At 41.4% G+C, this 16,049-nt stretch carries 14 protein-coding genes and 1 tRNA gene; 6 read left to right on the forward strand and 9 right to left on the reverse strand.

Going from position 1 to position 16,049, the window contains the following annotated elements; all coding sequences use genetic code 11:
- Positions 1-3,751, reverse strand: a 3,751-nt coding sequence (locus KH943_RS05160; protein WP_304108519.1) for an ESPR-type extended signal peptide-containing protein, incomplete at its 3' end; no start/stop codon positions are given.
- Between the two features lie 387 nt (positions 3,752-4,138).
- Here KH943_RS05160 and metE point away from each other — a divergent pair.
- Positions 4,139-6,409, forward strand: a complete 2,271-nt coding sequence (gene metE, locus KH943_RS05165; protein WP_304108522.1) for a 5-methyltetrahydropteroyltriglutamate--homocysteine S-methyltransferase — start codon at positions 4,139-4,141, stop codon at positions 6,407-6,409.
- Positions 6,410-6,459: 50 nt separating this feature from the next.
- Here the strand turns inward: metE and KH943_RS05170 are convergent, their stop codons facing one another.
- On the reverse strand, positions 6,460-7,158 hold the full coding sequence (locus KH943_RS05170) for a YggS family pyridoxal phosphate-dependent enzyme (RefSeq protein ID WP_304108525.1): 699 nt from the start codon (positions 7,156-7,158) through the stop codon (positions 6,460-6,462).
- A gap of 66 nt (positions 7,159-7,224) precedes the next feature.
- Between KH943_RS05170 and KH943_RS05175 the strand changes: the two genes are divergently transcribed.
- Both KH943_RS05175 and sodC read left to right on the forward strand, forming a co-directional pair.
- The gene (locus tag KH943_RS05175) at positions 7,225-7,761 is read left to right on the forward strand and encodes a KdsC family phosphatase (protein WP_304108528.1); all 537 of its coding nucleotides are present in this window, start codon (positions 7,225-7,227) and stop codon (positions 7,759-7,761) included.
- Between the two features lie 151 nt (positions 7,762-7,912).
- Positions 7,913-8,455 (forward strand): superoxide dismutase [Cu-Zn] SodC, encoded by a 543-nt coding sequence (gene sodC, locus KH943_RS05180; protein ID WP_304108531.1) that lies wholly within the window; start codon positions 7,913-7,915, stop codon positions 8,453-8,455.
- A 134-nt stretch (positions 8,456-8,589) separates the two neighbouring features.
- Here sodC and KH943_RS05185 read toward each other — a convergent pair whose 3' ends face one another.
- From KH943_RS05185 to KH943_RS05215, 7 genes are all read right to left on the reverse strand, one after another.
- On the reverse strand, positions 8,590-9,333 hold the full coding sequence (locus KH943_RS05185; RefSeq protein ID WP_304108551.1) for a DeoR/GlpR family DNA-binding transcription regulator: 744 nt from the start codon (positions 9,331-9,333) through the stop codon (positions 8,590-8,592).
- A gap of 159 nt (positions 9,334-9,492) precedes the next feature.
- Positions 9,493-10,686 carry a ribosomal protein uL16 3-hydroxylase gene (locus tag KH943_RS05190; protein ID WP_304108534.1) on the reverse strand — a complete coding sequence of 398 codons (1,194 nt, stop codon included), beginning with the start codon at positions 10,684-10,686 and terminating at the stop codon, positions 9,493-9,495.
- Positions 10,687-10,955: 269 nt separating this feature from the next.
- Positions 10,956-11,480 carry a DUF1523 family protein gene (locus KH943_RS05195; protein ID WP_281772869.1) on the reverse strand — a complete coding sequence of 175 codons (525 nt, stop codon included), beginning with the start codon at positions 11,478-11,480 and terminating at the stop codon, positions 10,956-10,958.
- A gap of 8 nt (positions 11,481-11,488) precedes the next feature.
- Positions 11,489-12,277 (reverse strand): TatD family hydrolase, encoded by a 789-nt coding sequence (locus KH943_RS05200; protein ID WP_304108539.1) that lies wholly within the window; start codon positions 12,275-12,277, stop codon positions 11,489-11,491.
- A 68-nt stretch (positions 12,278-12,345) separates the two neighbouring features.
- Positions 12,346-12,846: a ribonuclease E activity regulator RraA gene (gene rraA, locus KH943_RS05205; protein ID WP_281772871.1), complete on the reverse strand. Its 501-nt coding sequence runs from the start codon at positions 12,844-12,846 to the stop codon at positions 12,346-12,348.
- A gap of 94 nt (positions 12,847-12,940) precedes the next feature.
- Positions 12,941-13,375, reverse strand: coding sequence for a D-aminoacyl-tRNA deacylase (gene dtd, locus KH943_RS05210; protein ID WP_304108542.1), 435 nt, complete (start codon positions 13,373-13,375; stop codon positions 12,941-12,943).
- Positions 13,372-14,202: a virulence factor BrkB family protein gene (locus KH943_RS05215; RefSeq protein WP_005706030.1), complete on the reverse strand. Its 831-nt coding sequence runs from the start codon at positions 14,200-14,202 to the stop codon at positions 13,372-13,374. Before KH943_RS05215 ends, dtd begins: the two co-directional genes overlap by 4 nt.
- A gap of 177 nt (positions 14,203-14,379) precedes the next feature.
- Between KH943_RS05215 and KH943_RS05220 the strand changes: the two genes are divergently transcribed.
- From KH943_RS05220 to KH943_RS05230, 3 genes are all read left to right on the forward strand, one after another.
- Complete coding sequence (locus KH943_RS05220; RefSeq protein ID WP_005706022.1) at positions 14,380-14,712, forward strand: DUF413 domain-containing protein; 333 nt, start codon at positions 14,380-14,382, stop codon at positions 14,710-14,712.
- A gap of 67 nt (positions 14,713-14,779) precedes the next feature.
- The gene (gene trmA / locus KH943_RS05225; RefSeq protein ID WP_304108548.1) at positions 14,780-15,886 is read left to right on the forward strand and encodes a tRNA (uridine(54)-C5)-methyltransferase TrmA; all 1,107 of its coding nucleotides are present in this window, start codon (positions 14,780-14,782) and stop codon (positions 15,884-15,886) included.
- 74 nt (positions 15,887-15,960) lie between these two features.
- Positions 15,961-16,047, forward strand: a tRNA-Ser gene (locus KH943_RS05230).
- Positions 16,048-16,049: the final 2 nt, after the last annotated feature.

Here is a 16,049-nt window from a genome sequence, read left to right on the forward strand (position 1 = left end):
ATGTTTTCAAGTTAAACCCTGAACGATTAATCGCTTCCGCTACGTTTTGAGCCGTAACAACCTTGTTCTCTTCCTTCGCTAACGCCGCTTTCGCATCCGTTAATGCTTTTTGTTTCGCTGTATCTGTTGGGTTAGCAGTCGCCTCTCTCTCCGCTTCTGTTACTGCCTCTTTTAATGCCTTAACATCCGGTGCAACCACCTTGCCAGCAGTTGTCGTCAAATCGGCTTTATCAACATCAAACTTGATTTCGCTACGTTTTCCCCCTGCATCCGTTGTCACCGTTACGGTCGTACCATTCCCATCCACAAATGCGACTTTATCACCCGGTTGAACGAGATCTTTGTCGGTTGTACCTTGTTGTAATGTCCAACCGCTTGCGTTGATAGAATCCGCCACGTTTTGTACGGTGGCAATTTGGTTTGCTCCGGCATCAACAAAGGCTTTCTTCGCTGTATCAAATTCCTCTTTTTTCGTCTTTAAATCGCTATTTGCCACATCATAAGCATCTTTTGCCGTATTGCGTACTGTCTCAGCTTTAGTTTTTTCTTGTTCTAACACAGTCACCCGGTTTTGACGATCTGTCAATGTTGCCTCTTGCTGAGTCAATTTTCGTCCGCGTTGATCCACAACAAACTGAGAGTCCCCTACCTTCTCTCTGGCTTTATTCAGTTCACTTTGTTTTTGAGTGTCATTTGGGTTTCTTTCTACCTCTTTCTCTGCTTTTGCAAGTACGGCTTGGTCTTTTGCTAATATGTCTTGTGCTGTCTTTAACTCTTGCTTTGTTATTTCAATATCGGCTTCTATTGTGCCAACTGCCTCTTTTCCTTTGGTTAAGGCAGTATCCGCTGCTAAATACGCTAATTCTGTTTGTTGATACGCATCGCTTTTCTTACGCCATGTTGTTTGACTATCAACCAATGCCGTTTCAGCAGCATTCATCGCTGCTGTAACCCTTGTATTGTCTGCTTTGGTGGTGTTGTTTGGCGTATTCATCGTACCATCAGAATTTGCCGTCACTTCCCCCGTGGTAACTTTCAAACCTACAGGGGTAACCGATAAGGTGCTGTTCACTTCTTTTACATCAAATGTAACATTTGCACCTGCCGGTTGTTTTTTAATCTCCGCAGCAGCCACTTTTTGTGCACCAGCGTTCAACTCACCCTTGTCGTTAAAATCGCTTGCTTTATAGAAATCACTCCCAATTTTGACTAGCTTATGTCCCTCTATGTCTTCTGCTTGATTAATTTCAGCAATATTAACCGCTGTGCCCAAGCCATCTAGGAAGTTCACACGCTCATTGCTACCAATGTTAGACACGCGGAATTTATTATTGCCGCCCACTTGCCAACCGTTAGTAATGGTTTGAGAAAGTGAACGGGTGATCGCATTTAACTGCGAACCATTGACCGCATCGGTGGAATCTTGCGCTACACGACCTGCCGCCACGTTTTTCAACTGGCGTTCTGCACCCGGTGTACCAAAGGAAACCACATCCCCTTCAGACGTGTTAATACCACCTGCCCATCTGAAGGTGTATTTTGCCTTCAGTGAACCAGTTTCAACCACGTTGCCATCTTCATCGTAAGAAATATCTGTTTGACGTGTACCTTTGCTTACCTTATCAGCCACGGCACCCGTACCAATCGCCACCGAATTTTGCATGCTGGCGTGTGTACCCGTACCCAATGCCATTGAACCAAGTGCATCTGCTCGTGCAGCCGTACCAATCGCTACGCCCATCGCTCCTTTAGAAAGAGAGTAGATCCCCATCGAGATAGAAGCATGACCATTTTTGTTGTCTGAGCTGCCGTAATTTAAGGAGTCGGTATCTAGGTTATAGCCAGTGATTTCGCGGTACGCATTGGAAAGCTTTTCCCCCGTCACCGTTTCGGTTTTCACTATTTTGACATCACGCTTAACGGTCTTACCATTGATTACTTCCGTAATTGTCTCAGTGCCTAGTTCAGGTGTGCCATCCTCCCTTACTTTTTCTTTACTATATTCCACGACTTGCTTCGCAGCCGTGCTAATATCCGCCCCACCAATCATAATAGATGAGTGCCCTTGTGCAATGGTGCCTAAACCCATGGCAATCGCACCCTGTTCACCTTTAGCCTTCGCCCCTTGACCGATGGCAATGTCGGACACTTGTTCAGCTTTTGCTCCTTGACCGACTGCAACAGAAGAGGTTGTAGCCTCAGAGCTATCACCGACAGCTACCGCAGATTCTTCAGCCTTTGCCTTATAACCTGCAGCCACCGCAGATTTTTTTGCATTCGCAGCCGTACCTGCCGCTACTGCATACTTACCATCAGCAAAAGATCCCATACCAATTGCTACCGCTGCTTCTGCATTAGCTTGAACTTGTGAACCTGCACCAATGGCTGTTGCACCAAATGCACCTTTACGTATTAAAGCATTCGTACCAAGTGCTGTTCCCAATGGTGTTCCTGAATGAGCTTGAGCCCCTAATACTACTGAACCATCTTGTGCATAAGTCGCTTTAAATGCTGTATCTAACCTGGTACCAACAAGATCATTATAAGTCGCACTAATTGTTTTATCAGATATTTTTGCATCTTGATTGTGATCTATTGTTTCTGTAACAGCAAAATTTTCTTTGGTTGATTTGTAATATTTTTTATTTGCAAATTGAGTAATGTCATTTCCACCTAAAGCAACAGCGCCATGACCTGCAATAGTTTGGGCGCCTATTGCCACAGATTGGTCTCCTATAGCACGTGCATTACGGCCTAAGGCTGTTGCTTCATTAATATCCACATTTGTGTATCCATTAGCACCTCCCGCTATTAGTTTATAATCCGCAACATTTTTAACACCAAACGCTTTTTTCAGCACTTCATCATTGTTATCAACATCGGTCGCATTCTCCGCAGGCATATTATTGTTCTTAGCATCTAACTTTCTAAATCCTGCTCCAGCACCGGCCCCTACTGCAACAGCAGAGTTTAAAGAAATATCATTTCTATTTACCCCAGTATAAGCACCAGTACCAATAGCTACACTGCCTGCATCATGACCTTTAAGATCTTTCCCACCTTTGTTAGTTCCCGACATAGCACCATAACCAATGGCAATACTATAACCACTACCTTGATCTCGAGTATTAGCTTCTCTACCAAAAACAATATCATGGCTTTTACTTGCTTTACTTTTGTAACCAAAAGATATTGACGTCTCTCCAATGGATTCACTTTCCAAGCCTATGGCATAACTATCGTTACCTGTAGCTTTCGAGCTCATTCCAAATGCCAAAGATGTAGGACCAAGTGCTTGTGAATCTTTACCGATAGCTACAGAATTATTATGTTGAGAACTAGCACCCTTACCGATAGCTACAGCAAATTGTTTATCTGCTTTCGCTAGATAACCTAAGGCTATACCGCTTTCTCCACTGGCTTTTGAGTCGCTACCTAAGGCTATACTACTGTTCTTTCCATCGGCTGTTGAGTTTCTACCTATTGCTATAGAGTCGCTACCTGTTGCAGTAGCCATCCCAGTTGAATTAATCTGAATCAACCCATTTGCAACAGTCTCAGCTGCATAAGCCGAATGGCCGCTTAATAGCGACAAGGCGATGGCTGAAGATTTAATAAAATTCCCTGAGAATGTAACCGCACTTTTTTGTGCATTAGATGAACCTTGCTTTTTATGTGCTTTGGTTAATTCTGAAACAACCACCCAAGATTGAGTCGCTTGACTCCATACAACACGGAAAATTTTGTTCATAAAATATCTCTATAACTATGTTAGAAAATAATGTTTAACCCTATTTATTTTTAGGGAAAGTATACTGATTGAATTATATAACTTTAGTACTTAAATTCAATTTTAAAATACTGTTTTTTTACGATAATTTACATAAACAAATCCATAAAAATTTAAGGCAATCGTTTACTTCTATTAAACTAAAATAATTAATAAAAGAATCGAAATATTAGAATAAACTGACTCATTGTCTGCTTTTATTTTTCAGTCATATTTATTAAAAATTTTCATAATGAATTAGAAAATTATGAGGTTGCATAATGTAAGAAAAAGTTAGAAGATGTGAACCAAGCAGTTTAGACGGCTAAACGTCTAAACAAACCCAATTTAAAATAGCAGGAGTACATTATGACAACAGCACACATCTTAGGTTTTCCTCGTGTAGGAGCAAAACGTGAATTAAAATTTGCACAAGAACGTTATTGGCGTAAAGAATTAGCAGAGCAAGATTTATTAGATTTAGCGAAAGCATTGCGTGAAAAAAACTGGAAACATCAAGCAGCAGCGAACGCGGATTTCGTTGCAGTAGGCGATTTCACGTTCTACGATCATATTTTAGATTTACAAGTGGCAACAGGGGCAATTCCTGCTCGTTTTGGTTTTGATAGCCAAAATTTAACCCTTGATCAATATTTCCAGCTTGCACGTGGTAACAAAGATCAATTTGCGATTGAAATGACCAAATGGTTTGATACGAACTATCACTATCTTGTGCCTGAGTTCCAAAAATCGACCGCTTTCAAAGCAAATCCAGCTCATTACGTGAATCAAATTAGTGAAGCAAAAGCGTTAGGCTTAAACTTTAAACCTGTGATTGTTGGTCCATTAACATTCTTATGGTTAGGTAAAGAAAAAGGCGAAGCATTTAACCGTTTCGATTTATTAAATCAATTAGTGCCTGTTTATGTTGAAATCTTAAACGCATTAGTGGCTGAAGGTGCAGAGTGGATTCAAATTGATGAGCCTGCATTAGCATTAGACTTACCTGCAGAATGGGTTGAAGCCTATAAATCTGTTTACGCTGAATTAAGCAAAGTGAACGCAAAATTATTGTTAGCTACTTATTTTGGTTCCGTTGCACAACACGCTGAGTTATTAAAAGCCTTACCTGTTGCAGGCTTGCATTTAGATTTAGTGCGCGCACCAGAACAGCTTGCAGCATTTGAAGATTACAGCAAAGTGTTATCAGCTGGCGTGATTGAAGGCCGTAATATCTGGCGTGCAAACTTAAACAAAGTGTTAGATGTATTAGAGCCATTAAAAGCAAAATTAGGCGAGCGTTTATGGATTGCACCAAGCTGTTCATTATTGCACACCCCATTTGACTTAGAAGTGGAAGTACAATTAAAAGAGAAAAATCCTGCACTTTATAGCTGGTTATCTTTCACGCTACAAAAAGTGGAAGAATTAAACGTATTAAAACAAGCGTTAAATCATGGTAGAGCGTCTGTACAAGTGGCATTAGATGCAAGCCAAGCGGCAGCTGATGCACGTGCAACGTCAAAAGAAATTCATCGTCCTGAAGTAGCGGAGCGTTTAGCAAACTTGCCAAAAGGTGCGGATCAACGTAAATCGCCATTTGCAGAGCGTATTGTTAAGCAAAATGCGTGGTTAAATTTACCGCTTCTACCAACTACAAACATTGGTTCATTCCCGCAAACGACAGAAATTCGTCACGCCCGTGCTAGCTTCAAAAAAGGCGAGTTATCCCTTGCAGATTACGAAGCGGCAATGAAAAAAGAAATTGAATATGTGGTACGTCGCCAAGAAGAATTAGACTTAGATGTGTTAGTTCACGGCGAAGCAGAGCGTAACGATATGGTGGAATACTTCGGCGAATTATTAGATGGTTTTGCCTTCACTAAATTTGGTTGGGTACAAAGCTACGGTTCACGTTGTGTAAAACCGCCAGTGATTTACGGCGATGTAACTCGCCCAGAGCCAATGACAGTACGTTGGTCTCAATATGCTCAAAGTTTAACTAATCGTGTAATGAAAGGAATGCTTACAGGCCCTGTGACTATTTTACAATGGTCATTTGTGCGTAACGATATTCCACGTTCAACCGTATGTAAACAAATCGGCGTAGCGTTATCTGATGAAGTGTTAGATTTAGAAGCAGCGGGCATTAAAGTTATTCAAATCGATGAGCCAGCCATTCGTGAAGGTTTACCACTTAAACGTGCAGATTGGGACGCATACTTACAATGGGCAGGAGAAGCATTCCGTTTAAGCTCAATGGGCGTGCAAGATGATACGCAAATTCACACTCATATGTGTTACTCTGAGTTTAACGACATCTTACCAGCCATTGCCGCATTAGATGCGGACGTAATTACCATCGAAACTTCACGTTCAGATATGGAATTATTAGATGCCTTCGTGAAATTCAACTACCCGAATGACATCGGTCCAGGTGTGTATGATATCCACAGCCCACGTGTACCAACCGCAGGTGAAATTGAACACTTATTACGCAAAGCATTAAAAGTAATTCCAAAAGAACGCTTATGGGTAAACCCAGACTGCGGTTTAAAAACACGTGGTTGGACAGAAACTATCGATCAATTAAAAGTGATGGTGGATGTAACCAAAAAATTACGTGCGGAATTAGCGTAAATTTTAAGTTTATCATCATTTAACGATAGCTTAAGGACTGAAGTTGTATCTTACAACTTCAGTCCTTTGTGATAATCCCTCGCCCCAAAAATCGCCGTGCCAATACGCACCATCGTTGAGCCACATTCAATTGCACTTGCCATATCATCCGACATTCCCATTGAGAGTGTGTCAATTCCTTCAAACTGCTGTTGCAAGCGGTCGAAAAGATCTTTCATTTTGCGTAATGCAATTTTCTGCTGTGCTGGCTCACTTTCAGGCTTTGGGATTGCCATCAAACCGCGTAATTTTAAACGTGGAAGCTGGCTAATTTTTTCTGCAAGTGGCAACATCTCCGCTGGTAAAATCCCCGATTTTGAGCTTTCATCACTAATATTGATCTGAATAAGCACATTAAGCGGAGGCAAATGCTCAGGGCGTTGTTCGTTCAAACGTTCAGCAATTTTGAGGCGATCCACCGTTTGAATCCAATCAAAATTTTCCGCCACCAATCGGCTTTTGTTTGATTGTAACGGGCCAATAAAATGCCATTCAAGCGCTTTATTTTCAGCAAAATAGGTGATTTTTTCTACGCCTTCTTGCACATAATTTTCACCAAACACGAGCTGCCCTGCGTAAATAGCTTCTGCAATCGCCTGCACAGGCTTGGTTTTAGAAACGGCTAATAAACGTACATTTTCACGTTGATATTGACGAGAAATTTGCTCAATTTGATGATGAATGCGAGATAAATTTTCAGAAATCGACATAACTCTTCTCTTTTTTGCATGGCTAAAGGCTATAATAGTCAAATCATATCATAAAAGGATACCACAATGGATTTAACCAGAATTAAATTAGTGATTACTGATGTCGATGGCGTGCTTACCGATGGCGGTTTGTATTACACCGCAGAAGGTGAAGTAATGAAACGCTTTCACGTACACGATGGCTTGGGTGTAAAAATGTTGCAAAGCTGCGGCATTCAAGTTGCCGTGATTTCAGGTGGCGATCACCCTTTGCTTCGCAAACGCCTTGAAGTGCTAAAAATTAAACTCGCACATTTAGGTAAAATGGAAAAACGCTCAGCCTGTTTTGATATTATGCAACAAGCAGGCGTCACCCCAGAACAAACTGCTTTTATCGGCGATGATACTCTTGATTTGCCTGCTTTTGAAGTATGCGGTTTAGCCATTGCCACAAAAAATGCCCACGATTATGTGAAAGAAAAAGCTGATTGGGTGTTAGAAAAATCAGGCGGTGAAGGGGCTTTCCGTGAAGTATCGGATAAAATTTTAGACGCTCAAGGTTTTAGTGAGATTTTCCGCACAGCGGATGGATTTTTGACCATTGCGGAGAAGATGGCACAGTAATAGGCAGCTCCTGTTTCTTTATCTTCAAGTACTGAAAGTACAATCTAAAAATGGTATTTTCTTATGCCTATTCATAAATATTAAACATAGCGTATAAATTTCAGGTAAAATAGCAAACACCAATTCTGGTGCTTTTAAAGAGGAAATTAGGATGAAAATCAAAACAGTATTAGCGGTCATTTTAGGTGGATTATTTGCAACTTCAGTGGCAAATGCCAATGAACCTGCGAAATTAGTGGTAAAAGTACAACAATTAGACGTACAAAACGGCAATAAAGAGGTGGGCACGATTGAAATCACAGAATCCGCTTACGGCTTAGTCTTTACCCCAAATTTAACAGGTTTAGCGGAAGGTTTACACGGCTTCCATATTCACGAAAATCCAAGCTGTGAGCCAAAAGAGAAAGATGGCAAATTAACCGCAGGTTTAGCAGCGGGCGGCCACTGGAACCCAACCAAAGCGAAAGGACACGGCTTCCCTTGGTCTGATGATGCACACTTAGGCGATCTTCCAACCTTAACTGTGTTACACGATGGTACAGCAACACAACCTGTGCTTGCTCCACGTTTGAAAAAATTAGACGAAGTGAAAAATCACGCGATTATGATCCACGCAGGCGGCGATAACCATTCAGATCACCCTGCTGCACTTGGCGGTGGCGGTGCACGTATGGCGTGTGGAGTGATTAAATAATATTTCAAATTAAAACATAAAAGAGCGGAAATTATCCGCCCTTTTATGTTTTAGAAACATACTTAATTTAAAATCTATTCAATATTTCATCAATAAACTGACGCAAACTTAAACACTTCACTCCCTCAAAAATATTACCAAACCACACTGGTATGGTTCTGATATTTCTCTAAAATTTCATCTTCTAGCGGCAAGTCTGTGAACAAAGTGTCAATTTCAGACAAATTACATAACTGAAATACATCTTTATGCTCAATTTTGGAATGATCAGCTACCAAAAATTTTTGCTTACTCATAGCAAGCACTTTACGTTTAAACGACAAATTAAGCTGATTCGATTCCCAAATTGCCCCTTCATAAATCCCCGTGCAAGAAAAAATAGCAATATCAATATGCAAGCGAGAGAAAAGATGCTCAGAAAATGGGCCGTAAAAAGCATCATATTTTTCTGAGTAAACCCCTCCTGTGGCAATAGTTTCGATGTGAGGTTTATGGGCAAGCGAATGGATTATCCGCATAGAGCTAGTGATAATTTTACACGGAATATTAGACAGGCGTTGGGCGATATGCCATGCGGTTGAGCTAGCGTCAAGCACTATCACCGCATCTTCAAAAATATGATCTAGGGCTAGGTCAGCAAGATGTTTTTTGCCGTCGTTGTGGATTTTCTTCCGAGTAGAAAAAGATTGCCCGATATTTTGATTTTGCAAACTCATCGCCCCTCCATGCGTGCGATAAAGTTTGTTTTGATCGGCAAGTTTGTTTAAATCACGGCGAATGGTTTCAATTGATACCCCTAAATGCTCAGCAAGTTCAGCAGAACCAGCTTCTTCATACTCTTTAAGGTAATCTAATATAAGCTCGTGGCGTTTTTCCAACATCACTTCCTCTATTATCGGAAAAGAATTGGTCAATTTTGGGCAAAATCAGACCGCTTGTCGAGCAAGAAAGGCAAAAATTGAGGAAGAGATCACAAAATTAAGATAAAAAAGGTGGGGCAACCCCACCTCATTGAACAAAAATATTTATAGCAGAAACTATTCCGCCTCATTTAAAATCAACCAACCCATATCCAACCAGTCGCAAATCGTATCAAGCAACAATTCAAGTTCGGCTTGGTCTTTCACGCGGGAAGCCAGTTTATTCCACGAAATTGAATCACCGTTGCCAATCCGAATTAACAAGTTAGTTTCGGCTTCGTTTAGCTCATCAATCCATTCGCCGTTTATATAAATGCGTTGCGGATTTTCGGTATAGAGCATTTTCACATTTGCATCTTGTTGCAACCAGCCGCCCGCTTCGAGCACTTCTTGCACTTCATCTGGGTAATTTTCACCCTCTTCGGTAAGTTGTTCGTAGCGTCTTGAGCTCACCGCAGAAGCCACTGCATGGGCAAAAATAGCATCAAACTGCTCAGAATCTTGCAATAAGTTGATTAACTGGCGTTTGAAGTTTGCCACCATTTTTGGATCTAACAACGCATTTGGTTGCTCATTTGGCGACAAACGGAACGGAATATTAAATTCAGAGGTTGGCAATAAATCGTGCTCTTTATCTAAAGTCTCCGCGAATTTGCAGAGTAAATCTGCAGCGTTCGGATAACGTAAACCGAATGAGAAAGTCAAACTATCGGTTTCTGACACACCATAATGCGCCATACGCGAAGGCACATAAAGCACGTCGCCTGGTTTCATCACTTCATCAATCACCAGATCGCCCATATCATCAAAAATACGGATTGGTTGGTTTGGTTTAAATTCAGTAGAAGGATCGCACCATTTGCCTACTTGCCAACGGCGTTCGCCATAGCCTTGCACAAGGAATACATCATATTCATCATAATGTTTGCCCACCGTGCCGCCCGCTGGCGAGCAAGAAACCATAATATCATCGCGTTGCCATTGCGGAATATAACCAAACGCTTGCCATAATTCGCCCAACTCTGGAGACCATTGCTCTAAATTTTGCACCATCACCGACCATTGCTCAGGCAAGTTTTGTAAATCTGCCTCTTCAAACGGGCTATTTTTCACCGACCATTGTTCATTTCGGCATTGAATTAGGCGAGCGGTAATCTCTTCTTCCAAAGCTAATTCCAAAATATCATTTGGTTCGAACAAATCGACAATTTGCGGTAAACCGTTGCGGATTAAAAGCGGTCGTTTTTGCCAATAATTTTGCAAAAAGTCTTGCGGTGTGATGTTTTCAGGTAAGCAGAATGGAATGTTCATAGGGCGTTCCTTCTTTGGAGAATAAATATAGTTATTTTAGCGATATTTTAGGCAAAACTCACGGAAAGAATAGAAAATTTTGCCTAATAGACCTTTTACTAACAAAATGAAAACGTGTTTCTCAAAGAGAAGCTGTACTAAGTGAAATCTTTTTATGTCGAATTTCTAATTTTCTTTCCAGCTGCTCCATCAACATTTCCACCGCATATTTCTCTGCATTTTTCTCTGCATTTTTGGCATCTTATCGCGGTCTTATCAAGACTTAGCCATTATTTATCACGAAAAACGCCACGAATAAATTGGATAGAAAGGAAGAATAAGAAAGCAAGCACGGCATATAAAACATAGCTTACAATCGGTTGGGATAGCGTTTCGCCTTCGGCAAGTGGTTTGATAGAAACTACGTTGCGAAACTCATTCATCCAGTTAATACGCCAACCGTAATATTTGATTTGTACGCGTTGATGCTCGTTCGCATAGGCTTGTGCTTTCGCCTGCACATCAGCAGAACCGAATTTGAAGTAAGGTGGCAATCCCCAGCCCGTATCTTCATTACGATAAACCATGGTTTTTTTGCTGTCTGGATTCTCGGTGAACAAGAAATATACATCACGCACTTCGCCATCTGCAGGGTTAGATTTACTGATGACGCCATCTTTGTCCATTCGGCGCACTTCCATTCCAGTTACCACCGTTTCATCATAACTTGGCATTACGTAGTTTACTGTGCCTGCGATGACGATGAAAAATGAGAGCGAAACAAGAAATAAGAAATATTTGAGGATTGATTTCATACTAAGTCCTACAAGTTAATTTTAAATAATTTTTGCACATTCTGCGTGGTGATGCGAGCCAATTCTTCAGTCGAAACACCTTTTAATGTTGCCAAATATTCGCACGTTTCACGCACATAAGCTGGCTGATTTGGCTTGCCACGGTAAGGAATTGGCGCAAGATACGGTGAATCGGTTTCCACCAATAGGCGATCAAGCGGTAGTTTTCTGACCACATCCCGCAATTCTTCTGCATTGCGGAAGGTAATAATACCCGAAATCGAAATATAAAAGCCAATATCCAATGCACGTTTTGCCATCGCATAATCTTCGGTAAAACAATGTAATACACCGCCACATTGTTCTGCACCGCCTTGCTCAAGCATATTCATGGTATCTTCGCGTGCTGAACGAGTGTGAATAATCAGCGGTTTATTAACCTTTTTCGCCACATCAATTTGAGCTGTAAATTGCTCTTGTTGAAGCATTTTAGTTTCAGGCGTGTAGTGATAATCTAAGCCTGTTTCGCCAATGGCAACCACTTTATTATCTTGAGCGTAATCCAAGAGTTTGTCGTAATCGAAAGGTTCTTCATCTACATTAAGCGGATGCACACCACAGCTCAGTGAGACATCATTGCGATGAGCGGTAAGCTGTTTCATCGCCTCAAAACGCCCAAGTGTAGTGCAAACAGAAACAATATGTCCCACACCACGTGCTTTGGCTTTTTCGATCACTTCATCCACGCTTTTATGTTGCGTTTGATAGTCTAAGCCATCAAGGTGGCAGTGGGAGTCAATAATAAATAAGTCGTTCAAAATATATCCCTACAATATAGTAAAAAAATGCAAGCATGGTGCTTGCATCTTCAATTAAAAAAGCAAAATTACTCTTCTTCTAATTCGTTTAAATCCAATGCTTCAGGCGAAAGAATAATGCCCGTTAAGTCTGCATACACGTAATCTTCTGGGAAGAATGTCACGCCACCAAAATTTACAGGCGTATCGATTTCGCCAATTTCAGTATCGTCCGCACCAACAGGGATCGGGGCTAAAGCGTGAATGCCAATATCTAAGGTTTCCAACACATCTAACTGACGCACCGCACCATAAACAATAATGCCTTCCCAGCCGTTATCGACAGCTAATTGTGCTAACTCCGCATCAATCAACGCACGGCGCACAGCACCACCGCCATCAACGAGTAGCACGCGACCGTTACCCTCTTCTTCCAAAACTTTTTCAATTAAACCGTTACTTTCAAAGCATTTTACGGTTGTAATTTGACCACAGAAAGAAGACGCACCGCCAAAGCTTGAGAAGATTGGCTCAACCACATCAACTTGGTCTGAATAAATATCGCAAAGTGCTGAGGTATCAATACGCATAATAGGCTCCGTTTTATTTTCGTTTTAATGTGGCAAGTATAAACCTAAGTGGCAAATTTGCAAAATTTTCTAGGAATTCGACCGCTTGCAAAAACTAAACCTGCAACCAAAAAGTCACTGGCCCATCGTTTTGTAATGAGACTTGCATATCTGCCGCAAATTGTCCTGTTTGGGTATGAATTTTTTTTGCTGCTTGCTGATGAAAGTAAGTGTAAAGCTCGTTCGCCATTTGCGGACTCGCCCCCTTTGAGAAACTTGGACGTAAGCCTTTTTGCGTATCAGCCGCCAACGTGAACTGTGAAACCACAAGCAAACTTCCACCTGATTGTTGCACATTTAAATTCATTTTGCCTTGCTCATCGGAAAAAATGCGGTAATTCAGCACTTTCTCTAATAAGCGATCGGATTTTTCTTGCGTATCGCCTTGTTCTACACCTAATAGCACCAATAATCCGTGAGCAATTTCGCCTATCGTTTGGTTTTCTACTTCCACTTTTGCCCATTTCACTCGCTGAATTAACGCAATCATAAAGTTAACTCTCCTTTTTGAATCAACTCAACATCTTTTAACACAGCGGCAAATTGCCCACCAAAGAGTACCACCTGCCAGCTTAGATGAATCCACAATAAAGTAATTGGCAGGGTTGCCAATGCACCATAAATCGCTTGATAAGAAGGGAAAGTGGTAATGTACCAAATAAAAACCTGTTTACCGAGCGTAAAGAAAATTCCTGCTAATAACGCCCCTATCAAAGCGTGATGCCATTTTACCTTGGTATTCGGCACTAACCAATAAATCAAACTAAATAGCAGCCACGTGAGCAAAAACGGCACATAATTTAGCAGATAATTGCCGAGCGAAAGCACCTCCAAATCGCTAAACATCCGCAGCGACATAATATAAGAGCTAATCGCGATACTCATCCCCGTGAGGAGCGGTGCGAACACCAGTAACAAGGCGTAGAGCAAAAATGAGAGCAAAATTGACCGCTTGCGGGTTTCGTGCCACAAACTGTTAAGTGCTTTATCGATGTTATGAATCAACATCAACGCAACGACAACCAAACCGAGTGTGCTGACGATCCCCATTTTGCGGGAATTGGCGACAAAACTTTCCAAATATTCTTGCACTAAATCGCCTGCACTTGGGGCGAAATTGTCGTAAATGAGTGCTTTAATTTGCCCAGTGGCTTCCTCAAAAAACGGAAAAATGGTAAACACAGAGAAAATCACCATAATCAATGGCACAGTGGCAAGCATTGTGTTGTAGGTCAAATAGCCTGCCGTGACCGGAATTTGGTTTTGCCCTATTCGCTTGAAAAAAACACGAAAGAAAAGCCTAATGTAGGGTTTCATTTTTAAGTAAAAGTCCTTTTATCAAAATCACAGAATTGCCCATTATAGGTAAATTTTTGCAAGAAAACGACCGCTTGCATGCATAAATCCTTGACCTTATTTTTATTCCTTGCTTTAATGCACAATTGATTTTTTTATTTCCCCACAGCAAATTTGCATATTATAAAGAGGCATATTATGGCAGAAAGTTTTAGCGTAACCCGTCGTTACTTTGATGATAAAAACTACCCGCGTGGTTTTGCTCGCCACGGTGACTACACCATCCGTGAAGCTCAAATTTTAGAGCAATATGGTCAAGCGTGTTTAGCATTAGAAAGTGGCGAACGTAAAGCAGCAACCGCAGAAGAAGAACGTTTTGTTGCCGTGATGAAAGGCGATGAAATCGCAGAAAGCATCATCGAAAAAGCGTGGTTAAAATATCGTTCATTAACGACTAAATCAAAACGTATCTACACACTTTCTGGCAACGCAGGCAGCGACGCTGGTGACGATTTTAGTGCCGCAGAATAAGCTATTCACTAATATTTTTTATAGATAGGGTGCATTTTTGCACCTTGTTTTTTATCTGAAGAAAACCATGACATTACCTATCGAACAATATTCCGAGCTTCTTGCAAAAAAAACTGAAAATTTAACCGCTTTACTTGCCCCGTTTAACGCCCCCGTATTGGACGTTTTTGCTTCAGAACCAAGCCATTTCCGTATGCGTGCTGAATTCCGCGTATGGCACGACAAAAACGAACAAGGCGAAAATGAGCTTTATCATATTATGTTTGATCAAGCAACCAAACAGCGTTATCGCGTAGATAACTTCCCGATTGCGAATGAACTGATCAACCGTATGATGCAAGCTTTGCTGGCTGAAATTCACGGTAATGAAATCTTAACTCGTAAGTTATTCCAAGTGGATTATTTAAGTACCTTGAGTGGCGAAATCGCAGTTTCTCTGCTCTATCATAAAAAATTGGACGAAAGCTGGACAGAACAAGCACAAGCCTTAAAAATTCGCTTGGAAAATCAAGGCTTTAAGGTGCAAATTATTGGGCGTGCAACTAAGCAAAAAATCGCGTTAGATTGTGATTTTGTCGAGGAAATTCTACCGCTTGCAGGCAAAAATTATGTTTATCGCCAAGTGGAAAACAGCTTCACCCAACCGAATGCCGAAATGAATATTAAAATGCTCGAATGGGCGAGAGATTGCACCAAAAACAGCACGGGCGATTTGCTGGAACTTTACTGCGGCAACGGCAACTTCTCGATTGCGTTAGCCGACAATTTCCGCAAAGTGCTAGCGACCGAAATCTCAAAATCTTCAGTGCAATCAGCACAATACAACATCGAAAAAAATGGTGTGGATAATTTGCAGATTATTCGAATGTCTGCTGAAGAGTTTACCCAAGCGATGAATGGCGTGCGGGAATTTAACCGCTTGAAAGGCATTGATTTGAAAAGCTATGAATGCAACACGATTTTTGTCGATCCACCGCGTGCTGGCTTAGATCAAGCTACACTCGATATGGTGCAAGCCTATAAGCGAATTTTGTATATCTCGTGTAATCCAGAAACGCTGGCAGATAACCTAAAACAGCTTTCGCAAACGCATAAAATTGAACGTGCAGCGCTGTTCGACCAATTCCCTTACACGCATCACATTGAAAGCGGTGTTTGGTTGATTAGAAAATAGTCATTTAATATTTTCAGTCAAACTTTTGCTTGACCGCTTACCGATAAACCGATATTATTCTGCTCGTTTTCAACGGAGGAATGGTCGAGTGGTTGAAGGCACCGGTCTTGAAAACCGGCGAGGGTTTACGCCCTCCGTGAGTTCGAATCTCACTTCCTCCGCC

Origin of the sequence: Haemophilus parahaemolyticus, from assembly GCF_018373095.1 — a bacterium.
Taxonomy (GTDB): Bacteria; Pseudomonadota; Gammaproteobacteria; order Enterobacterales; family Pasteurellaceae; genus Haemophilus_A; species Haemophilus_A parahaemolyticus_A.

Bases quoted from the DNA above. Each gene is read 5' to 3' on its own strand.
- sodC (WP_304108531.1), top strand. From the start codon at position 7,913: ATGAAAATCAAAACAGTATTAGCGGTCATTTTAGGTGGATTATTTGCA.
- metE (WP_304108522.1), top strand. From the start codon at position 4,139: ATGACAACAGCACACATCTTAGGTTTTCCTCGTGTAGGAGCAAAACGT.
- rraA (WP_281772871.1), bottom strand. From the start codon at position 12,846: ATGCGTATTGATACCTCAGCACTTTGCGATATTTATTCAGACCAAGTT.
- KH943_RS05170 (WP_304108525.1), bottom strand. From the start codon at position 7,158: ATGTCGATTTCTGAAAATTTATCTCGCATTCATCATCAAATTGAGCAA.
- KH943_RS05195 (WP_281772869.1), bottom strand. From the start codon at position 11,480: ATGAAATCAATCCTCAAATATTTCTTATTTCTTGTTTCGCTCTCATTT.
- KH943_RS05175 (WP_304108528.1), top strand. From the start codon at position 7,225: ATGGATTTAACCAGAATTAAATTAGTGATTACTGATGTCGATGGCGTG.
- dtd (WP_304108542.1), bottom strand. From the start codon at position 13,375: ATGATTGCGTTAATTCAGCGAGTGAAATGGGCAAAAGTGGAAGTAGAA.
- KH943_RS05190 (WP_304108534.1), bottom strand. From the start codon at position 10,686: ATGAACATTCCATTCTGCTTACCTGAAAACATCACACCGCAAGACTTT.
- KH943_RS05215 (WP_005706030.1), bottom strand. From the start codon at position 14,202: ATGAAACCCTACATTAGGCTTTTCTTTCGTGTTTTTTTCAAGCGAATA.
- trmA (WP_304108548.1), top strand. From the start codon at position 14,780: ATGACATTACCTATCGAACAATATTCCGAGCTTCTTGCAAAAAAAACT.
- KH943_RS05220 (WP_005706022.1), top strand. From the start codon at position 14,380: ATGGCAGAAAGTTTTAGCGTAACCCGTCGTTACTTTGATGATAAAAAC.